Below are 15,556 nucleotides of genomic sequence, written 5' to 3' on the forward strand. Positions count from 1 at the left end.
TTATTACGGCCTAGGAGGCGAAGTGGTTGAAACAGAGAAAATCGGTGGGGACGTGTGAGCTTTGCGGACGGGAGGAAGTCGAACGCACAGTGCACCATCTGGTGCCAAAGGATGAAGGAGGGACACACGGGGCAACTGCCTGGCTGTGTAAAGCCTGTCACCGGCAGATACATGCTTTATACAGTAACAAAGAACTGGCCGTAAGGCTAAACACTATTGAACAGCTGCGGGCCGATGAAAAAATTTGGCGGTTTATTAAATGGATACGAAAGCAGCAGGGAGAAAAAAGGGTGAAAGTACGACGGTCGAAAACGAAAAAAAGGTGAGCAGAGATGCTCACCAGCTAAGCGACTTTTTCATTTCTACATGAGGGATGCCGGCATCCATAAACTCACCGGACGTGACTTCGTACCCGAGGGATTGATAAAACCCGGAAGCATATTTTTGTGCATTGAGCTTCATGACAGGCTTTTCCATTTCCAGTGCTTTATATTCCATGGCCTGCATCAGCAGCCGGCCGCTTCCGGTCCCGCGGAAGGAAGAATAAATACATACACGTTCTGCTTTAGCATAGTCTTCTTCAAACCGGAGCCGGGATGCTCCAATTGCCCGTTCGCCGTCATATACGACGAAATGGACAGCTTCTTCTTCAAATTCATCAATTTCTTCTTCCTCGGGCACATTCTGTTCCTCGACGAAAACGTCAAAACGGACCCGGAAGGCATCTTCGAGCTGCTGTCTGTTACTTACTTCATATACTTCAATCATAAAACGCAGTCCTTTCTCAATCCAGTTCGATATCAAACATGTAAGCAAGCGAATGAAGCACGTCCTGCTCCCATACCTTCCATAAATGACCGCCTTCGAGCTCTTTGTAATAATAATGGGATGCTTTGGCAGAAAGATATTCATACAAATCACGGTTCGGTTTCAGAAAATCTTCGACCGTACCAGCTGTCGTGTCTACTTCCTGTTCTTCAGTTCCAATGGTATGGTACAACGTAAAGGAAGGCCAGTCCTCTGAGTTTTTCAGAGCATTGAATACCGTTTCGTTAACAAGCGGTGAATGCATCACAACCCGCTGAAAAATGTTAGGATAGCGAAGAGAAGCCATTAAAGAAACTGTACCTCCGAGGGAATCGCCAAGCAGCGTCCTCGCTTCAGGTGAAGGTTCAGTGTGATACTCTTCTTCCATAAACGGAAGGAGTTCTGAGGCCATAAATTGAAGATAATCATTATGGCCCTCTTCATCGGGATGGTACCAGTTTCTGCGCTGACGTACAGAAGGATAAGGAACTCCTACGATTACCGTGTCGGGGGCTCCTTCCTCCATCGCCTGTTCGGCGTAGCGGACTAAATGGCCGAGCCGGAAGTAATCCTTACCGTCCTGGGCGATGATTAAATGATATGTAGACATAGGAGTGAATCCATCCGGGGTGTAGATACGTAAATCAAATGAGTGATCCAATATTTCGCTGTGAAATGTGACATCCTGCTGGGTACCGTCCATGACGTTTCACAATCCTTTCATAGGGAAATAGTATTAGTGAAGTCCCTTATTGTTGCAATAGCTATTGTAACATAATTTTAAGGGCTTTTATGTATTCCGGATTGCACTCGACAAAGGAGGCAGCAATATGACTAAAGAAAAAGTATCAAGTGAAAAAGTAGAAAAAGCAGCAAGGGATATGCTCGAGGAGCGCGGAGTTTCCCTTCAGGACATTGCAGATATCGTATATAATATGCAGGCAAAATACGCACCAAATCTGACGATGGATGACTGCCTGGAAAGCGTGGATGCTGTATTGTATAAAAGGGAAATTCAGCATGCTATCTTAGTGGGCGTGGAAATCGACAAACTGGCCGAAAATAACCAGTTGTCTGAGCCTCTGCAGTCACTGGTTGATACGGATGAAGGCTTGTTTGGTATTGACGAGACGGTGGCGCTTGGTTCGGTATTTGGGTTCGGAAGTATAGCCGTTACGACATTTGGATATTTGGATAAAGCCAAAGATGGTATTATTAACGAATTGGACACAAGTGAAGACAAAGTGCACACGTTTTTAGATGACCTGGTCGCAAGCATCGCATCGAGCGCTTCCGCACGTCTTGCACACCGTATGCGTGATAAGGAAGAAGAGCGCACGAGCAGGCAGATTAAACACCGGGAAGATGAAGAGTTGATTGGCTGAAAGAAATCATAAGTAACCCCGCAGTTTTTTTGCTGCGGGGTTTTTGTGTGGATAACTCATTGTACTTAACAAATAAAACAATTGGGAGTACAATATGTAGAGAAAAAGCAAACTTAAATATATGATAAAGGAGTAGAAATTCTAGTGCAGGAAACCAAACCGCGTTGGATATACTGGAAAAAAACCTTTCATTCAAAATTTCAGGCCGGCTGCCTCAAAGCAAAGCTTGAAGAAAACTGGCACAACGGATACGAACTGGGACCGCTCGTAGAAATAAGAAAGCTGCGCTCCAATAAATATGTGGTGCGATATACGTACGATGAAGCTTAAAGCTAAAACATACAGCTTTATAAAAAATAGATTAAATAAGAAAAGGTAAGAGCCGTTTTATGTCCCGGGACGTAAAACGGCTCTTAGTTATGAGGAGTTATGCGGTGCTTTCTTTCCCATGTTTTTCCGTTTGATTTTCCCATTGTAAATATTTGTAAACAAATACATGAAATTATTATATATATTTGCATCAAATAAAGAACGGCGGCATAATTTTAGATATAGCAAAAAATTGTTAGAATGCAGAAAAGAGGAAGACGAATGAAACGTATTACCGTAGTAGGCGGGGGAATTACAGGGCTTACCATTCTGTATTACCTGCAGAAATGGAAATTGGAAAGCGGCAGCAATATTGAATTGACGCTTGTGGAAAAAGAAGAAAAAGCAGGCGGTAAAATACGAACCGTCCATCATGAAGATTTTATTATGGAAACCGGGGCTGATTCTGTTGTAGCAAGGCACAGCGCAGTGCTTCCGTTAGTCAAAGAAGTGGGACTCGAAAAAGAAATGGTGTATAACAGCACCGGGGTGTCTTACCTGTATGTAAAAGATCAGCTTTATCCGCTCCCGAAGGATGCAGTCTTTGGTATTCCATCGGGACCAGGGTCGCTTTTAAAAAGTCCGCTTATTTCCTGGAAAGGAAAGGTTCAGGCACTTGGAGATTACGTAAAAAAGAATAAGAACTTCACGAAAGAAAGCTCAGTGGGGGAGTTCCTCGAATCCTTCCTGGGTCGTGAACTGGTGAAAAATCAAATTGCACCGGTTTTGTCCGGCGTGTACTCGGGGGATATTTACTCACTTACCATGGCATCGACCCTTCCGTACCTCGTGGATTATAAAAACGATTTTGGAAGTATTATGCGGGGGATTGCAAAAAACAAAAAAACGTTCGGAGCGGGGGGAGGGAAAAAATTCATTTCCTTCCGGAATGGTTTGTCTTCGCTGCCGGAGGCGCTGCTTTCGAAATTAACCGAAACAGAGGTGTTGTTTGGACGACAGGTGGAGCACATTAAAAAGAAAGATGAAGCGTATCAGGTGAAGCTCGACAACGGAGGAAGCCTGGAGACAGATGCCGTAGTTATAGCTGCACCGCACCGGACTGCAGCACGTATACTGCAGGATGCAGAAATGGCAAAAATATTTAACGAGTTCCAGAGTTCGTCTCTTTTAAGTGTATATGCTGGTTTTTCCCTGCCGCCGGACAGTCTGCCGCGGGACGGGACGGGATTTATCGTTTCTGAGAACAGCGATCTTGAATGTAATGCGTGCACATGGAGCAACCGGAAATGGATTCATACCTCGAAAGGCGAAAATGTGCTGGTGCGTTTATTTTACAAAAGCTCCAAGCCTGCGTATCAACGAATGCAGGAAGGAGGAGAAGAGCAGATAAAGCAGACAGCGCTAAATGACCTTAAGAAAAGCCTTCATATTGAACAGGAGCCGGTAAGGCTGGAAGTGACAGACTGGGAACAGCTGATGCCAAATTATCATATCGGGCACCAGTCAGCTGTCGGAGAGCTTGAAAGGCTGCTGAAAGAAAAGTTTCCAGGCGTTTACGTGGCTGGTGCTTCATATTACGGGGTTGGTATCGGCGCCTGCATTCAAAACGGGATAAATACTGCAGAAGCCCTGTACAACAGTATTTAAAAGCACGCCTCTTCCAGCCGGAAAAGGCGTGCTTCTTTACATATCAATTGAACGCCTGCTGCGCAGATACTCCTTCATAACCGTTTGCTGGCCGTCTACGATTGTTTCAGGGAGAGCTGCAGGATCCAAAAAAGCCACCGAGGCTGACTCGTTGGGATCGGGTTGAATAGTACCTTCCAAATGATCAGCGGTGTAGGCAATAATCACACAGTAAAAAGGGTCACCGTTCGGTGCAATCACAAACGTACCCTCACCGGAGTAAACATTAAACAGTCGGAGGCCGTGGGCGTGAAGACCTGTTTCTTCCAGGGTCTCACGGACTGCTGTTTCTTCGGCAGCCTCCCCGAGCTCCATTAAGCCTCCGGGAAAGCTCCAGCTGCCCGGGGGATTGGTTCTTTCCTGCAGCAAAATACGGCCTTCATCGTTTTCTGCAATAACAACAGCTCCCACGAGAATCACTGTTTCTTTTCCAACGAGCCGCCTTAGGTTTTCTACATACCCCACATGAAACTCCCTCTCTGTAGTGTTTTCTCTACCATATCATGAAAATATGGATAGGAGAAAAGCAGTATCAATATTCATACGTAAAAATATGGTATGTTAAAGTGAAAGAATAAATAAAGCATGGAGGTGAATAAATTTAGCCAGTATTACAGGACAAATGCCGTATAAACTGGCTGAAAATCGGGAACAGTAAATTAAAAGCATGAAATTGAGAGCAAAGTAACAGGGGGATGCTTGTATGTTTAAACGACTGTTAATTGCAGTAGACGGTTCCGATCACTCTGCCCGTGCGGTGGAAAAAGCAATTGAAAGCATTGCGCCGGAGCTTTCCGAAGTCTATGTGGAGGTCGTCTACGCGACTACCTCTTCGCAGCCGAAATCGAGCAGGCTGAGTGAGCATGAATTATACATTCAGCAGCAGAATGAAGAAGAAATTCTGCAGCCGGCGGTCGAACGACTCAGCGCAGAAGGAATAAGAGCAGAAAAAGTGGTGCTCCACGGGGATCCGGCAGCGGCTATTAGTGAATATGCCAACGAATACGAATTTGATTGTGTTGTTGTGGGAAGCAGAGGACTGAATCCGTTGCAGAAAATGGTTATTGGCAGCGTCAGCAGAAAAATTGTGGAGCAGATCCGGCACCCTGTGCTTGTCGTAAAATAAACGTGCCTTAATAAAATACTGTTAAAAAGCTGCCATTTTTGCGGGCAGCTTTATTATTATTTGCAAAATTCTTTTCAAGGCGTACGTTTGTCCATTACAAACAGGCACAGGAGTGGTAGAATGGTTTTCGTGCTGAATAAATATTATACATAGGAGTTTTCCACATGGCAGAACAAGAAGAAAAGTTAGAGAGAGCCGTAGGGGCAAAATCTATCGAAAATTTGGATTTCAGGCTTGGGGCTTTTGGAGCTGCAGTGCCGTTGTTGTTTTTCGTAGTCTGGGCGATTACTACCAGTGTTCTTCAGCTTTCCTCTGAGATTGGGCTGGTACTGGGGGCAGTCATCGGACTGACCCTTGGCATGCTGTTTTGTAAAAGCCGGTGGGCGGACTACGCACAGGGTCTGTTTGACGGTCTGGCGCAGCCGATTGGCGTCATCGCCATGGTGGCCTGGTTTTATGCGGGGATGTTTGCACAGGTGCTCCAGGTAGGAGGTTTGGTAGAAGGGCTTGTCTGGACAGGGATAGCAACAGGTGTGACAGGCGGTCTGTTCACCGCAGTAACATTTCTGCTTGCTGCAGTCTTTTCTACAGCAGTCGGCACCGGCTACGGTACGACCGTGGCGTTTTGTACACTGATGTTTCCAGCCGGCGTAGCTACAGGGGCAGATCCGGTACTGCTGTTTGCTGCGATACTTGCCGGTGCAGTATTTGGCGACAATCTTGCGCCGGTTTCTGATACGACAATCGTTTCCGCAACGACGCAGAATGCAGATGTGCCGGGTGTAGTAAGAAGCCGGTTCAAGTACGCGATCGCTGCAGCCATTCCAAGTGCAGTATTGTTTGCAGTCTTCGGCGGAGGAGACGGCGGTGCAGTCTCCGGCGTTTCTTCTGCAAACGTGGTGGAAGACGTTTCGCCGGGTGGTCTGATCATGCTTCTTCCGTTTCTGCTCGTGCTTATATTGGCATTATCCGGCCAGCATTTAATTACTTCATTAACATGGGGAATTGTATCTGCCATTCCATTAATCGTCATTTCCGGTCTGGGTTCATTTTCGGATATTATTCGTTTTAACCCTGAAGCAGATGCGGTAGTCGAAGGGGCGTTAATCGATGGTATCACCGGGTATGTGAATATGGCTATTTTGATATTATTAATTGTGGCTGCAGCTTATTTGATGAGACTCGGCGGAACTATGCAGGCGATTACCAACGGCCTGGTTCGCTGGATTAAAAATTCTGTACGCCGGGCAGAGCTGTCGATGTGGGGAATTGTAGCTCTGTTGAACAGTTCCATTACCATTAACACGGCTGCAGAAATTGCAGCGGCTCCGTTTGTCCGGGATATCGGGGAAAAGTACGGGATTCACCGTTACCGCCGGGCGAACCTGCTTGATGCGGTAACATCGGCACTCGGCTACATTTTCCCGTGGGGAGCTCCGGTGCTTCTTGGCTGGTCTACGATCCAGACGATGCAGGAGCAGTACAACTGGCTGCCGGTGGTCGAGCCTACTGCAGTATTTCCTTTCGTCTTTCAGGGGTGGTTTCTCGTCTTAATCATGCTGCTTGCAGCGATTACCGGGTGGGGGCGCCGCTATGAAGGAAAGAACGGGGAAGAACTCCGCGAACGCCCTTCGGAATAAACCAAAAGCGTGCTGCTTCGGCAGTGCGCTTTTTTTTGTTTGAAGGAAAATTTTCCTTTACTTCTCATCTGGATGGGGATCGCGGTTATCTTTTTAACAGGAACCCAGCTGCTACAGTGGAATGGTTGAGCGTGAGCAGTTTACTTTGCATGGCTGCCGGATATAGTTAGAATAGGTTCTGCAACAGCTTAAAGGATGTTTGAAAAGATGAGAGAGGAAAAGCGTCTTTACATTCCTTTGTGCTAAATCAGAAAGTAATTGTGGAAAGGGTGACCATCGTCATGGCAAAAAACGTTTTAATGGTTGTAACAAGTCATTCCAAAGTGAACAATGAAGCAAAAACAGGCATATGGCTTTCCGAATTTGCGGAAGCATATATTGAATTTCAAAACAAAGGCTACAACGTTACTATCGCAAGTGTAGACGGCGGTAAGCCGCCAATTGATGAAGGAAGCGTGCAGCAGGAAACGCGCCAGGAAATTCTTGATGCAGAAAAATATCTTGAAGAAACAGTGAAGGTGGATACTGTTTCTGCTTCGGATTTTGATGCCATTTTTATTCCTGGAGGGCACGGAGCGATGTTTGACCTGCCGGAAAGCCAAAAAGTCCAGGATCTGATCCGTGAATTTTATGAAGCGGACAAATACGTGGCTTCGGTCTGCCACGGACCGGCGGCGCTGGTTAACGTTACTCTTTCAAACGGAGAACCGCTTGTTTCCGGCAAAAGGGTAAATGCTTTCACAGACGCGGAGGAAGAAGATACAGGACTCACGGCTCACATGCCGTTCCTGCTTGAGAGCCGTCTGCGTGAGCTTGGAGCCGAATTCGTTACGGCACCAAACTGGACCGAACACGTGGAAGCCGATGGCTTCCTGATTACCGGCCAAAATCCGCAATCGACAGAAGCCGTAGCTAAAGAATTCGTGCAAAAACTGGGCAGCTAATGCTGACTGAAAAAAAAGCCCCGGCCTCCAACGTAGTTGGAAAGGCCGGGGCTTTTTGTTTATATAAGACTGGTGTTAATATAATTTTCCGCGAATATGAAGCATCGTACAGAGTGACATGATGGAATGAATATAGCAGTTCTGGCGAAGAGCAAATGGGTCGCCGAAAAATTCCGGCAGCACGCGGTCCATCGTTTCTTTCATTTTGTCGTATAAAATCTTTGTAACCTGTTCTTCAGAATAATACAGCGTTTCCCGTCCCTGCAGCCATTCGGAATAAGATACGATAACACCGCCGGCGTTGGCAAGGATGTCAGGGATGATGACGACACCCTGTTCAGCTAAAATGGCATCGGCTTCGGTGGTAATAGGAGAGTTGGCGCCTTCTATAAGAATAGAGGCTTTAACGTCCTGCACATTGTCTTTATGAATGACACCACCGAGAGCGGCGAAAAATAAAGCATCTACTTCGAGATAAAGAACATCGTCACGGTCCCGCACATCAGCGCTAATGCCAAGTTCATGGATTTCCTCATCAGTGGTGGGAAGATCGCCATCATGATCGTTGGAAAAATCGAGCAGAGCAGGTACGTCGAGTCCGTCTTCATTGTAAAGAGTGACGTTCTGGTCACTTACAGATACGACTTTCGTATCAAGGTAGTCGCAGTTATATGCCTGCATCGCGGTGACCGAGCCTACATTTCCGAAGCCCTGTACAGCGATGGAAAGCGGCCGCCCGTAAAATTCAAGCGCAGTTTTGAAAAATTTATTTTCCGAAGTCTGGAATTCGTCGCGCCGGTTTTTCAGAAAGTCATGCAGCAGGTATCGTAAAGTGAAATAAACTCCTTTCCCGGTGGCTTCTCTTCTGCCAAGGGAACCGCTGTTTTTAACACTTTTTCCTGTGAAGCTTCCACGGTAAGGAATGCCCGGGTTAATATTTTTGTATTCAGCCATCATCCAGTCCATCTCCCTGGCGCCTGAGCCGGCGTCGGGAGCGGGGATATCTTTATCCGGCCCAATTACATCGTTGAAGTACTGCACGTATTTTTTGCAAACGAGGTTTAATTCCTTTTTGCTGAACTCCTTTGGATTAATACTGATGCCGCCCTTGCCACCGCCAAATGGTACGTCATGGAGGGCATTTTTAATAGTCATAAGAGAAGCAAGGGAGGATACTTCGTCTTCATCGACGCTTTCGTGAAAACGGATACCGCCTTTGTAAGGCCCCATAGTGTCGTTGTGCTGGACACGGTACGCCTCCAAACGTACTACTTCGCCGTTTTGAAGAGGAACACGAAGAAACGATTTGTGTACATGGTTGGGGGTAGAAAGGATGGAAATAAGAGAGGAAAAGGCCGTTTCACGAGCCTGGCCTTCGTAATCGGGCAGAAAGCTCTCATCCTGCATCAGTGCATCGAGCGATTCCTGAATGATTTTTGTCGCTTTATCTGACATGATATGTCCTCCTTAAGGTATTTGGGCCTATGTAAGTATTCTAGTACAGAATACCACTTTTCAGGAGACTGCAAACGGATTCGTGGAAATTAACACCAAAAAAGTATCGTCCTTGAGCGGATAAGTTGCGTTTGGGAAAATGATGCGTGCATACTGATTTTTGGATACTACTTATAATTTGTGGCAGGAGAAAGGAAGTCGTAATAATGACAGAGGAAATATCTAACCAGCAAGCGGCAGCTCCTTTATTTGAACCCTTTCAAATAAAAGATCTGCATCTTGAAAACAGAACAGTAATGGCGCCGATGACAAGAGGATTTTCGCCGGGAGGCGTACCAAACGAAGACGTGGTAGCCTATTACCGGCGCCGGGCTGAAAATAATGTAGGACTGATTGTGACAGAAGGAACCGGTATTAATCACCCTGCGAGTGTGGAAGACCCGGGTGTACCGGCCTTTTACGGTGAAAAAGCCCTCGAAGGATGGGAAAGGGTGGTAGAGGCAGTGCATGAAGCAGGAGGAAAAATCATTCCCCAGCTCTGGCACGTAGGCATGACACGACCGGTAGGAGCAGAGCCGAACTCTGAGGCTATGCCGATTGGACCTTCGGGTTTAGCTTTAAGCGGGGAAGCTGTATCAAAGCCGCTGACAGTGGAAGAAATTGATGAGCTGGTGCAGGCTTATGCAGACGCTGCAGCAGCGGCGAAGCGTATTGGCTTTGATGGCATTGAAATCCACGGCGCCCATGGATATCTGATTGACCAGTTTTTCTGGGAGCAGACCAATAAGCGTACGGATCAGTACGGCGGAAATTTTGTCGAACGGACAAGGTTTGCCGTTGAAGTAATCGAAGCATGCCGCCGGGCTGTAGGTGAAGATTTCCCTATCTTCTTCCGGTTTTCGCAGTGGAAAATGTCTGACTTTGAAGCAAAGCTTGCAGACACGGCAGACGAACTGGCCCAGTTCCTGGAGCCGCTGTCTAAAGCAGGCGTAGACGTCTTTCACTGCTCAACCCGCCGCTTCTGGGAGCCGGAATTTGACGGTTCTTCATTAAATCTTGCCGGCTGGACGAAATATTTAACCGGTAAGCCTTCTGTAACGGTAGGGTCTGTAGGGCTGAATGGTGTTTTCACAAGCTTTGATAAAGCAGAAAACGATGATATTCAGGAATTAGTCAACCGGCTCGAAAACGATGAATTTGACCTGGTCGCAGTTGGGCGTCCGCTGTTAACGGATCCGGCATGGGCCAAAAAGATGCAGGAGGGCCGAACGGATGACCTGGTGCCGTTCACCAAAGACGCATTAAGCGAGCTGTATTAAATTCTATTATAAGTAAATCATGGACTCTCCGGCCACTGCCGGGGAGTTTTTTTCTATAAGATGTGTGAATCATTAAGGTAAGGGAAAAGAAGAATAGGGTTCTAATACAGGTCCAGTCAGGAGAAATTAATGAAAAAAATGAACACTGCGGCAGAAACGTCTGTTTTAAATAATCCACAAAATATTGTTTCGATAGTATGCTTACTGGTCATTCTTGCGCTTTCCCTCGTGTCTTACCAGATATCAGGCTGGCAGTATGTCATTCTGCTCTGGATTGGTTTTTTTCTTGGATTTTCCCTTTTCCACGCCCGCTTCGGTTTTTCGGCAGTCTACCGGCAGATTATCGAAAAAGGCAATACAGAAATGCTGCGGGCTCACATGCTGATGCTTATTCTCGTATCAACTTTTTCAGCTGCTATTTTTATTATCAGTCCGGCTTTGTTTGGGACAGTCCCAATACCGGCGCTTTCCGCTGTGAGTGTTGGATTGATAGCAGGAGCGTTCATTTTTGGCTTTGGCATGGAAATAGGCAGCGGCCTTGCCCCATCTTCATTTTACGAAGCAGAGGGTGGCAGGACCGCTTTAATTTGCACGTTAATCGGATTTACAACGGGGGCAGTGGCAGGTGCAGCCCATTTTGGTTTTTGGAACACCTTCCTTCCTTCGTTTGATCCAGTCTCACTGGCGGTGGATACGGGAATCGGTTACATATGGGCGTGGGTGATTCAAATTGTTTTTCTCGGATTAGTTGCTTTTGGCTCTTATGTGCACAAAAAACGAACTAGGCCTCCGGCGCTCCCGCCGCTGCCTTCCGCCGCAAGCTGGAGCCGGATTATTTTCGGCTCCTGGCCGCTGTGGGTGGGTGCTGTTATTCTGGCAGTATTAAATGCCCTCATCTTTCTCGTGCAGGGGGAGCCCTGGAAGCTGACAGCTTCTTTTTCCTTATGGGGATCGAAGATAGCGCAGGCTCTTGGAATGAACGTGAGCGAATGGACATACTGGTTTGAACAGGATCAGTTTGTTGCCCTTCATCAACCGGTGCTGATGGATTCCATGAGCATTATTAATTTCGGTGTCATCCTGGGCACTGTAGTAACTCTGGCCATGAACCGACAAATCCGGTTTTCGAGGATCCCTCTTCGGGTTGCTTTAATCGCCCTGATTGGGGGAGGGCTGATGGGATACGGGGCAAGTATCTCGTTCGGTGCCAACATTGGGGCATATTTTAGCGGTATCGCCTCATTCAGCCTCCATGCGTGGATATGGCTATTCATGGCCGTGCTTGGTGTGTACACTGCCTACTATATCAGTCACCGGCTGCCGTTGTATCATTACGAAGAAGGAAAACGCACGGATAAATAATAATAGCCTCCCAGGCTGTGATTGGCCTGGGAGGCTATTGGTTTATCATTATTTATTCACTTGGGGAAACCATTTTCGCTGGATCGACGATCAATTCAAACTCTTCTTCATTTAACATGCCGCTTTCAAGCACGGCTTCCTTCAGTGTCTGTCCGTTAGCATGGGCGGACTTGGCAATTTTAGCCGCGTTTTCGTACCCAATGTGAGGGTTCAGCGCTGTGACGAGCATCAGAGAATTACGGAGATGAGCATCAATGCGTTCCTGATTTTCTTCAATGCCGACTGCACATTTATCATTAAAGGAAACGAGCGCATCAGCGAGCAGGTAGCTTGACTGCAGGAAATTATAAACAATAACCGGCTTAAACACGTTGAGTTCAAAATTACCCTGGCTGGCAGCAAAACCGATCGTAGCATCGTTGCCCATTACCTGTGCTGAAACCATAGTCAATGCTTCACTCTGGGTTGGGTTTACCTTTCCAGGCATAATAGAGCTTCCCGGTTCATTCGCAGGTATGGAAATTTCGCCAATACCACAGCGGGGACCGCTTGCAAGCCAGCGGACGTCGTTTGCAATTTTCATGGCGTCTGCTGCGAGGGCTTTTAATGCTCCGTGCGCATATGAAATTTCATCGTGGCTGGTAAGGGCGTGAAACTTGTTTGGGGCAGAGCGGAAGGATTTGCCGGTATAGGCACTAATTTCTTCGGCTACATATTCACCGAATTTTGGGTGGGCATTAATGCCTGTACCGACAGCTGTTCCGCCGATTGCAAGGTCTTTCACGTGATCAATGCTTTCTGTAATCATTTCAGCTGAACGCTCAAGCATCCGGTGCCAGCCACTGACCTCCTGGCCGAGCGTAAGCGGAGTGGCATCCTGAAGATGCGTGCGGCCAATTTTAATTACATTTTCAAATGCATTCATTTTGTTCTCCAGGGTCGCACGAAGCGCTTCCACGGCAGGAAGAAGCTGATCTTCCACCTTTTGCACGGCAGCTACGTGCATCGCCGTAGGAAAGGTATCGTTTGAGCTCTGGGAACGGTTGACATCGTCGTTTGGATGCACGCTCAGAGAAGACCCTTTGTCTTCAAGCAGCTGGGAAGCGCGGCGGGCCACTACTTCGTTCATATTCATATTGGACTGGGTACCGCTTCCGGTCTGCCAGACCACGAGCGGAAAATGGTCGTCGAGTTTCCCGGAAAGAACCTCGTCGCACGCTTCGACGATAGCGTCGGCCTTTTCCGCTTCAAGCTTGTCCAGGCGTTTGTTTGCAAGAGCCGCAGAACGTTTTAAAATGGCGAACGCATATACGACGTCGATCGGCATAGTTTCCTGGCCGATTTTAAAGTTTTCCAGGCTGCGCTGGGTCTGCGCGCCCCAATGCTTGTCTTTCGGTACGTGCATGTCTCCAAGTGTATCTTTTTCTACGCGATAGTCCATCGATAGGTCGACCTCCTACTAGTATCAATAAGGTAATAGAGTAAGCACTCTTCCTCTAGATTAAAGAACATTTTTAAAAAAAGAAAGGCTTTTCAAAGGAGAAATACCAATTTCATCGTCTCGGGAGACAAACAGAAACGAGACAGGAAAAATAGATGTTGTATAAACAGTAGTTTTGCTATAATTTTTACGAAAAGGAGGCAGCTGGTATGTGGTACTCACTGGAAGTCCCGTCGGGGAATAACGAAGCATGGAGCCTGAGGCTCTATGAGCATGATATTTATACATTTTATATTGATGAAGCCATAGAGACAAGGAAGGATGAAGACGGTTATACATACGAATTCAGCAGTGGGGAAAAAAGCAGACTATATGTTTACACGGAAAATGTTTCTAAAAAAGAGTTAAGCCGGATGCTTGAAGTACACACACATGATTTGCACGAATGGGAGCCACCGGAGTGGAAAGAGTCTTCCTACGAAAACGTCAGACTGGCAGACGGATGGGAACTTGTGTATCCCCCGTTTCAGGAAAAGCAGGGAGAACGGGAATTACGTCTTGATCCGCAGGGAGCGTTTGGGACAGGCATCCATGAAACCACAAGGGACGCTCTCGAATGTATTGTCACCTGTACGGAAGGGTTGAGGGCTGCAGACATTGGCGCGGGAAGCGGGGTGCTGTCGATTGCTCTTGCAAAAAAAGGCATGCAGGTGGATGCCTATGATATGGAGCCGGTAACGCGGGAGATAGAACAGCAGGCAGCGTTAAACAGAGTAGAAAATCGAATTAAGGTATACGAACAGGACGTAGTTGGCCCAGTCTTTCCATACGAAGCATACGATATAGCCATCATCAATATTGGGGCGGATATTGCGGTGCACTGGCTCGAACGGGCTGGTTCCATAGAGGTTCTTCCTCACCAGGTTGTAGTATCCGGACTGGTGGACTGGTCAGTGGAGCGGGTGAAAAAAGCATTTTGGGTTAAAAATTATACGGATGCCTGGTACAAACAGACGAATGAATGGCACACTATATTATTTCAAAGGAGAGGCTGAGAATGACAAAACCACATGTTTTTATTACGAGGCCAATGCCCAACTGGCTGTTGGAAAAGCTTGAAAAGGAAGCTACGCTGGATGTATGGAATAAAAACGAATCGGTGCCGGAAGAGGAATTAGTCCGGAGAACAACGGAAGCAGACGGTTTATTCTGTACCGTATCGGAGCCTGTGACAAGAAACGTTATTGAACAGGCACCGCGGTTGAAAGTAATAGCGACGATGGCAGTGGGATATAATAACATTGATCTGGAAGCGGCAGAAGAACAGAAAGTTAAAGTGGCCCACACTCCGGGTGTACTGACAGAAACAACCGCGGATCTCACCTTTGCTTTATTGATGGCCGCAGCTCGGAGGCTGCCGGAAGCCATGGATACTATCCGGAAAAATGAATGGGGGTCCTGGGCGCCGTTTGCATTTACGGGACAGGATATTTACGGTGCCACCCTTGGGATTATCGGCATGGGACGTATTGGAGAAGCTGTGGCTAAGCGGGCTGGTGGTTTTGATATGAACATACTTTATCATAATCGCTCGCGGAAGCGGGAAGCAGAAGAGCGAACTGGTGCTTTATACGCTGAGCTGGATGAACTTTTGGGAGAAGCTGACTTTATATGCGTGCTCGCTCCAGCCACACCCGAAACAGAAAAGCTGATCAACGCGGAAGCTTTTCGTAAAATGAAAAAAACAGCTGTATTTATTAACACCTCGAGAGGGACAACTGTGGATGAGGAGGCACTGGTGAATGCGCTTCGGGAGGGAGAAATTTTCAGCGCCGGTCTGGATGTCTTTGAGAACGAACCTATTAGTGCAGACCATCCGCTTCTCAGCCTGTCCAACGTTGTGGCACTCCCGCATATCGGCAGTGCCAGTGAAAAAACACGCCGGCGTATGGCGGATATGACTGCAGACCATATTTTACAGGGCCTCCATGGACTGCCGTTAACGCATGAAGTGCCTGGAAAATAAAAAGCATCTCGCGAGCCTGAAACGGGCGCGCGAGA

At 47.2% G+C, this 15,556-nt stretch carries 16 protein-coding genes; 11 read left to right on the forward strand and 5 right to left on the reverse strand.

The features are described 5' to 3' along the window. Nucleotides 1-26 precede the first annotated feature (26 nt). Entirely contained in the window at nt 27-326 is a 300-nt protein-coding gene (locus tag ACTRXH_RS00660; RefSeq protein ID WP_474280035.1) for an HNH endonuclease, read from the forward strand. A gap of 10 nt (nt 327-336) precedes the next feature. Here ACTRXH_RS00660 and ACTRXH_RS00665 read toward each other — a convergent pair whose 3' ends face one another. Together ACTRXH_RS00665 and ACTRXH_RS00670 are read right to left on the reverse strand one after the other, a co-directional pair. Further along, nucleotides 337-765 (reverse strand): GNAT family N-acetyltransferase, encoded by a 429-nt coding sequence (locus ACTRXH_RS00665; RefSeq protein ID WP_474262076.1) that lies wholly within the window; start codon nt 763-765, stop codon nt 337-339. Between the two features lie 19 nt (nt 766-784). Continuing rightward, a complete protein-coding gene (locus tag ACTRXH_RS00670) occupies nt 785-1,510 on the reverse strand; it encodes an alpha/beta hydrolase (RefSeq protein ID WP_474280037.1) in 726 nt (241 codons plus the stop codon). A 127-nt stretch (nt 1,511-1,637) separates the two neighbouring features. Between ACTRXH_RS00670 and ACTRXH_RS00675 the strand changes: the two genes are divergently transcribed. The 3 genes from ACTRXH_RS00675 (at nt 1,638) to hemG (ending at nt 4,169) form a co-directional block, all read left to right on the forward strand. Next, entirely contained in the window at nt 1,638-2,192 is a 555-nt protein-coding gene (locus ACTRXH_RS00675) for a phosphatidylglycerophosphatase A family protein (protein ID WP_022795240.1), read from the forward strand. A 144-nt stretch (nt 2,193-2,336) separates the two neighbouring features. Then, complete coding sequence (locus ACTRXH_RS00680) at nt 2,337-2,522, forward strand: hypothetical protein (RefSeq protein ID WP_022795241.1); 186 nt, start codon at nt 2,337-2,339, stop codon at nt 2,520-2,522. A 261-nt stretch (nt 2,523-2,783) separates the two neighbouring features. Beyond that, a complete protein-coding gene (hemG, locus tag ACTRXH_RS00685; protein ID WP_474280039.1) occupies nt 2,784-4,169 on the forward strand; it encodes a protoporphyrinogen oxidase in 1,386 nt (461 codons plus the stop codon). 36 nt (nt 4,170-4,205) lie between these two features. Here the strand turns inward: hemG and ACTRXH_RS00690 are convergent, their stop codons facing one another. Beyond that, nucleotides 4,206-4,673, reverse strand: coding sequence for an NUDIX hydrolase (locus ACTRXH_RS00690; protein WP_474280041.1), 468 nt, complete (start codon nt 4,671-4,673; stop codon nt 4,206-4,208). 238 nt (nt 4,674-4,911) lie between these two features. On the opposite strand from ACTRXH_RS00690, the gene ACTRXH_RS00695 reads away from it, so the two are divergent. The 3 genes from ACTRXH_RS00695 to ACTRXH_RS00705 all read left to right on the forward strand — a co-directional run bounded on the left by ACTRXH_RS00695 (nt 4,912) and on the right by ACTRXH_RS00705 (nt 7,918). Further along, nucleotides 4,912-5,334, forward strand: coding sequence for a universal stress protein (locus tag ACTRXH_RS00695; protein ID WP_474262062.1), 423 nt, complete (start codon nt 4,912-4,914; stop codon nt 5,332-5,334). A 164-nt stretch (nt 5,335-5,498) separates the two neighbouring features. Beyond that, nucleotides 5,499-6,974 carry a Na+/H+ antiporter NhaC family protein gene (locus ACTRXH_RS00700; RefSeq protein WP_474262063.1) on the forward strand — a complete coding sequence of 492 codons (1,476 nt, stop codon included), beginning with the start codon at nt 5,499-5,501 and terminating at the stop codon, nt 6,972-6,974. 281 nt (nt 6,975-7,255) lie between these two features. Beyond that, nucleotides 7,256-7,918, forward strand: coding sequence for a type 1 glutamine amidotransferase domain-containing protein (locus ACTRXH_RS00705; protein ID WP_474279151.1), 663 nt, complete (start codon nt 7,256-7,258; stop codon nt 7,916-7,918). Nucleotides 7,919-7,993: 75 nt separating this feature from the next. Here the strand turns inward: ACTRXH_RS00705 and ACTRXH_RS00710 are convergent, their stop codons facing one another. Then, nucleotides 7,994-9,373: a Glu/Leu/Phe/Val family dehydrogenase gene (locus tag ACTRXH_RS00710; RefSeq protein WP_474280044.1), complete on the reverse strand. Its 1,380-nt coding sequence runs from the start codon at nt 9,371-9,373 to the stop codon at nt 7,994-7,996. A 206-nt stretch (nt 9,374-9,579) separates the two neighbouring features. On the opposite strand from ACTRXH_RS00710, the gene ACTRXH_RS00715 reads away from it, so the two are divergent. Beyond that, complete coding sequence (locus tag ACTRXH_RS00715; RefSeq protein ID WP_474280046.1) at nt 9,580-10,692, forward strand: NADH:flavin oxidoreductase; 1,113 nt, start codon at nt 9,580-9,582, stop codon at nt 10,690-10,692. A 129-nt stretch (nt 10,693-10,821) separates the two neighbouring features. Next, on the forward strand, nt 10,822-12,054 hold the full coding sequence (locus ACTRXH_RS00720; RefSeq protein WP_474280048.1) for a YeeE/YedE family protein: 1,233 nt from the start codon (nt 10,822-10,824) through the stop codon (nt 12,052-12,054). Nucleotides 12,055-12,106: 52 nt separating this feature from the next. Here ACTRXH_RS00720 and fumC read toward each other — a convergent pair whose 3' ends face one another. Then, nucleotides 12,107-13,495 carry a class II fumarate hydratase gene (gene fumC / locus ACTRXH_RS00725; RefSeq protein ID WP_474262068.1) on the reverse strand — a complete coding sequence of 463 codons (1,389 nt, stop codon included), beginning with the start codon at nt 13,493-13,495 and terminating at the stop codon, nt 12,107-12,109. Nucleotides 13,496-13,704: 209 nt separating this feature from the next. Between fumC and ACTRXH_RS00730 the strand changes: the two genes are divergently transcribed. After that, nucleotides 13,705-14,550: a 50S ribosomal protein L11 methyltransferase gene (locus ACTRXH_RS00730; protein WP_474280050.1), complete on the forward strand. Its 846-nt coding sequence runs from the start codon at nt 13,705-13,707 to the stop codon at nt 14,548-14,550. A 2-nt stretch (nt 14,551-14,552) separates the two neighbouring features. Continuing rightward, nucleotides 14,553-15,521: a 2-hydroxyacid dehydrogenase gene (locus ACTRXH_RS00735; RefSeq protein WP_474280052.1), complete on the forward strand. Its 969-nt coding sequence runs from the start codon at nt 14,553-14,555 to the stop codon at nt 15,519-15,521. The last annotated feature ends 35 nt before the right edge of the window (nt 15,522-15,556 follow it).

It is taken from the genome of Marinococcus sp. LNHM5E3-2.1, from assembly GCF_056034365.1.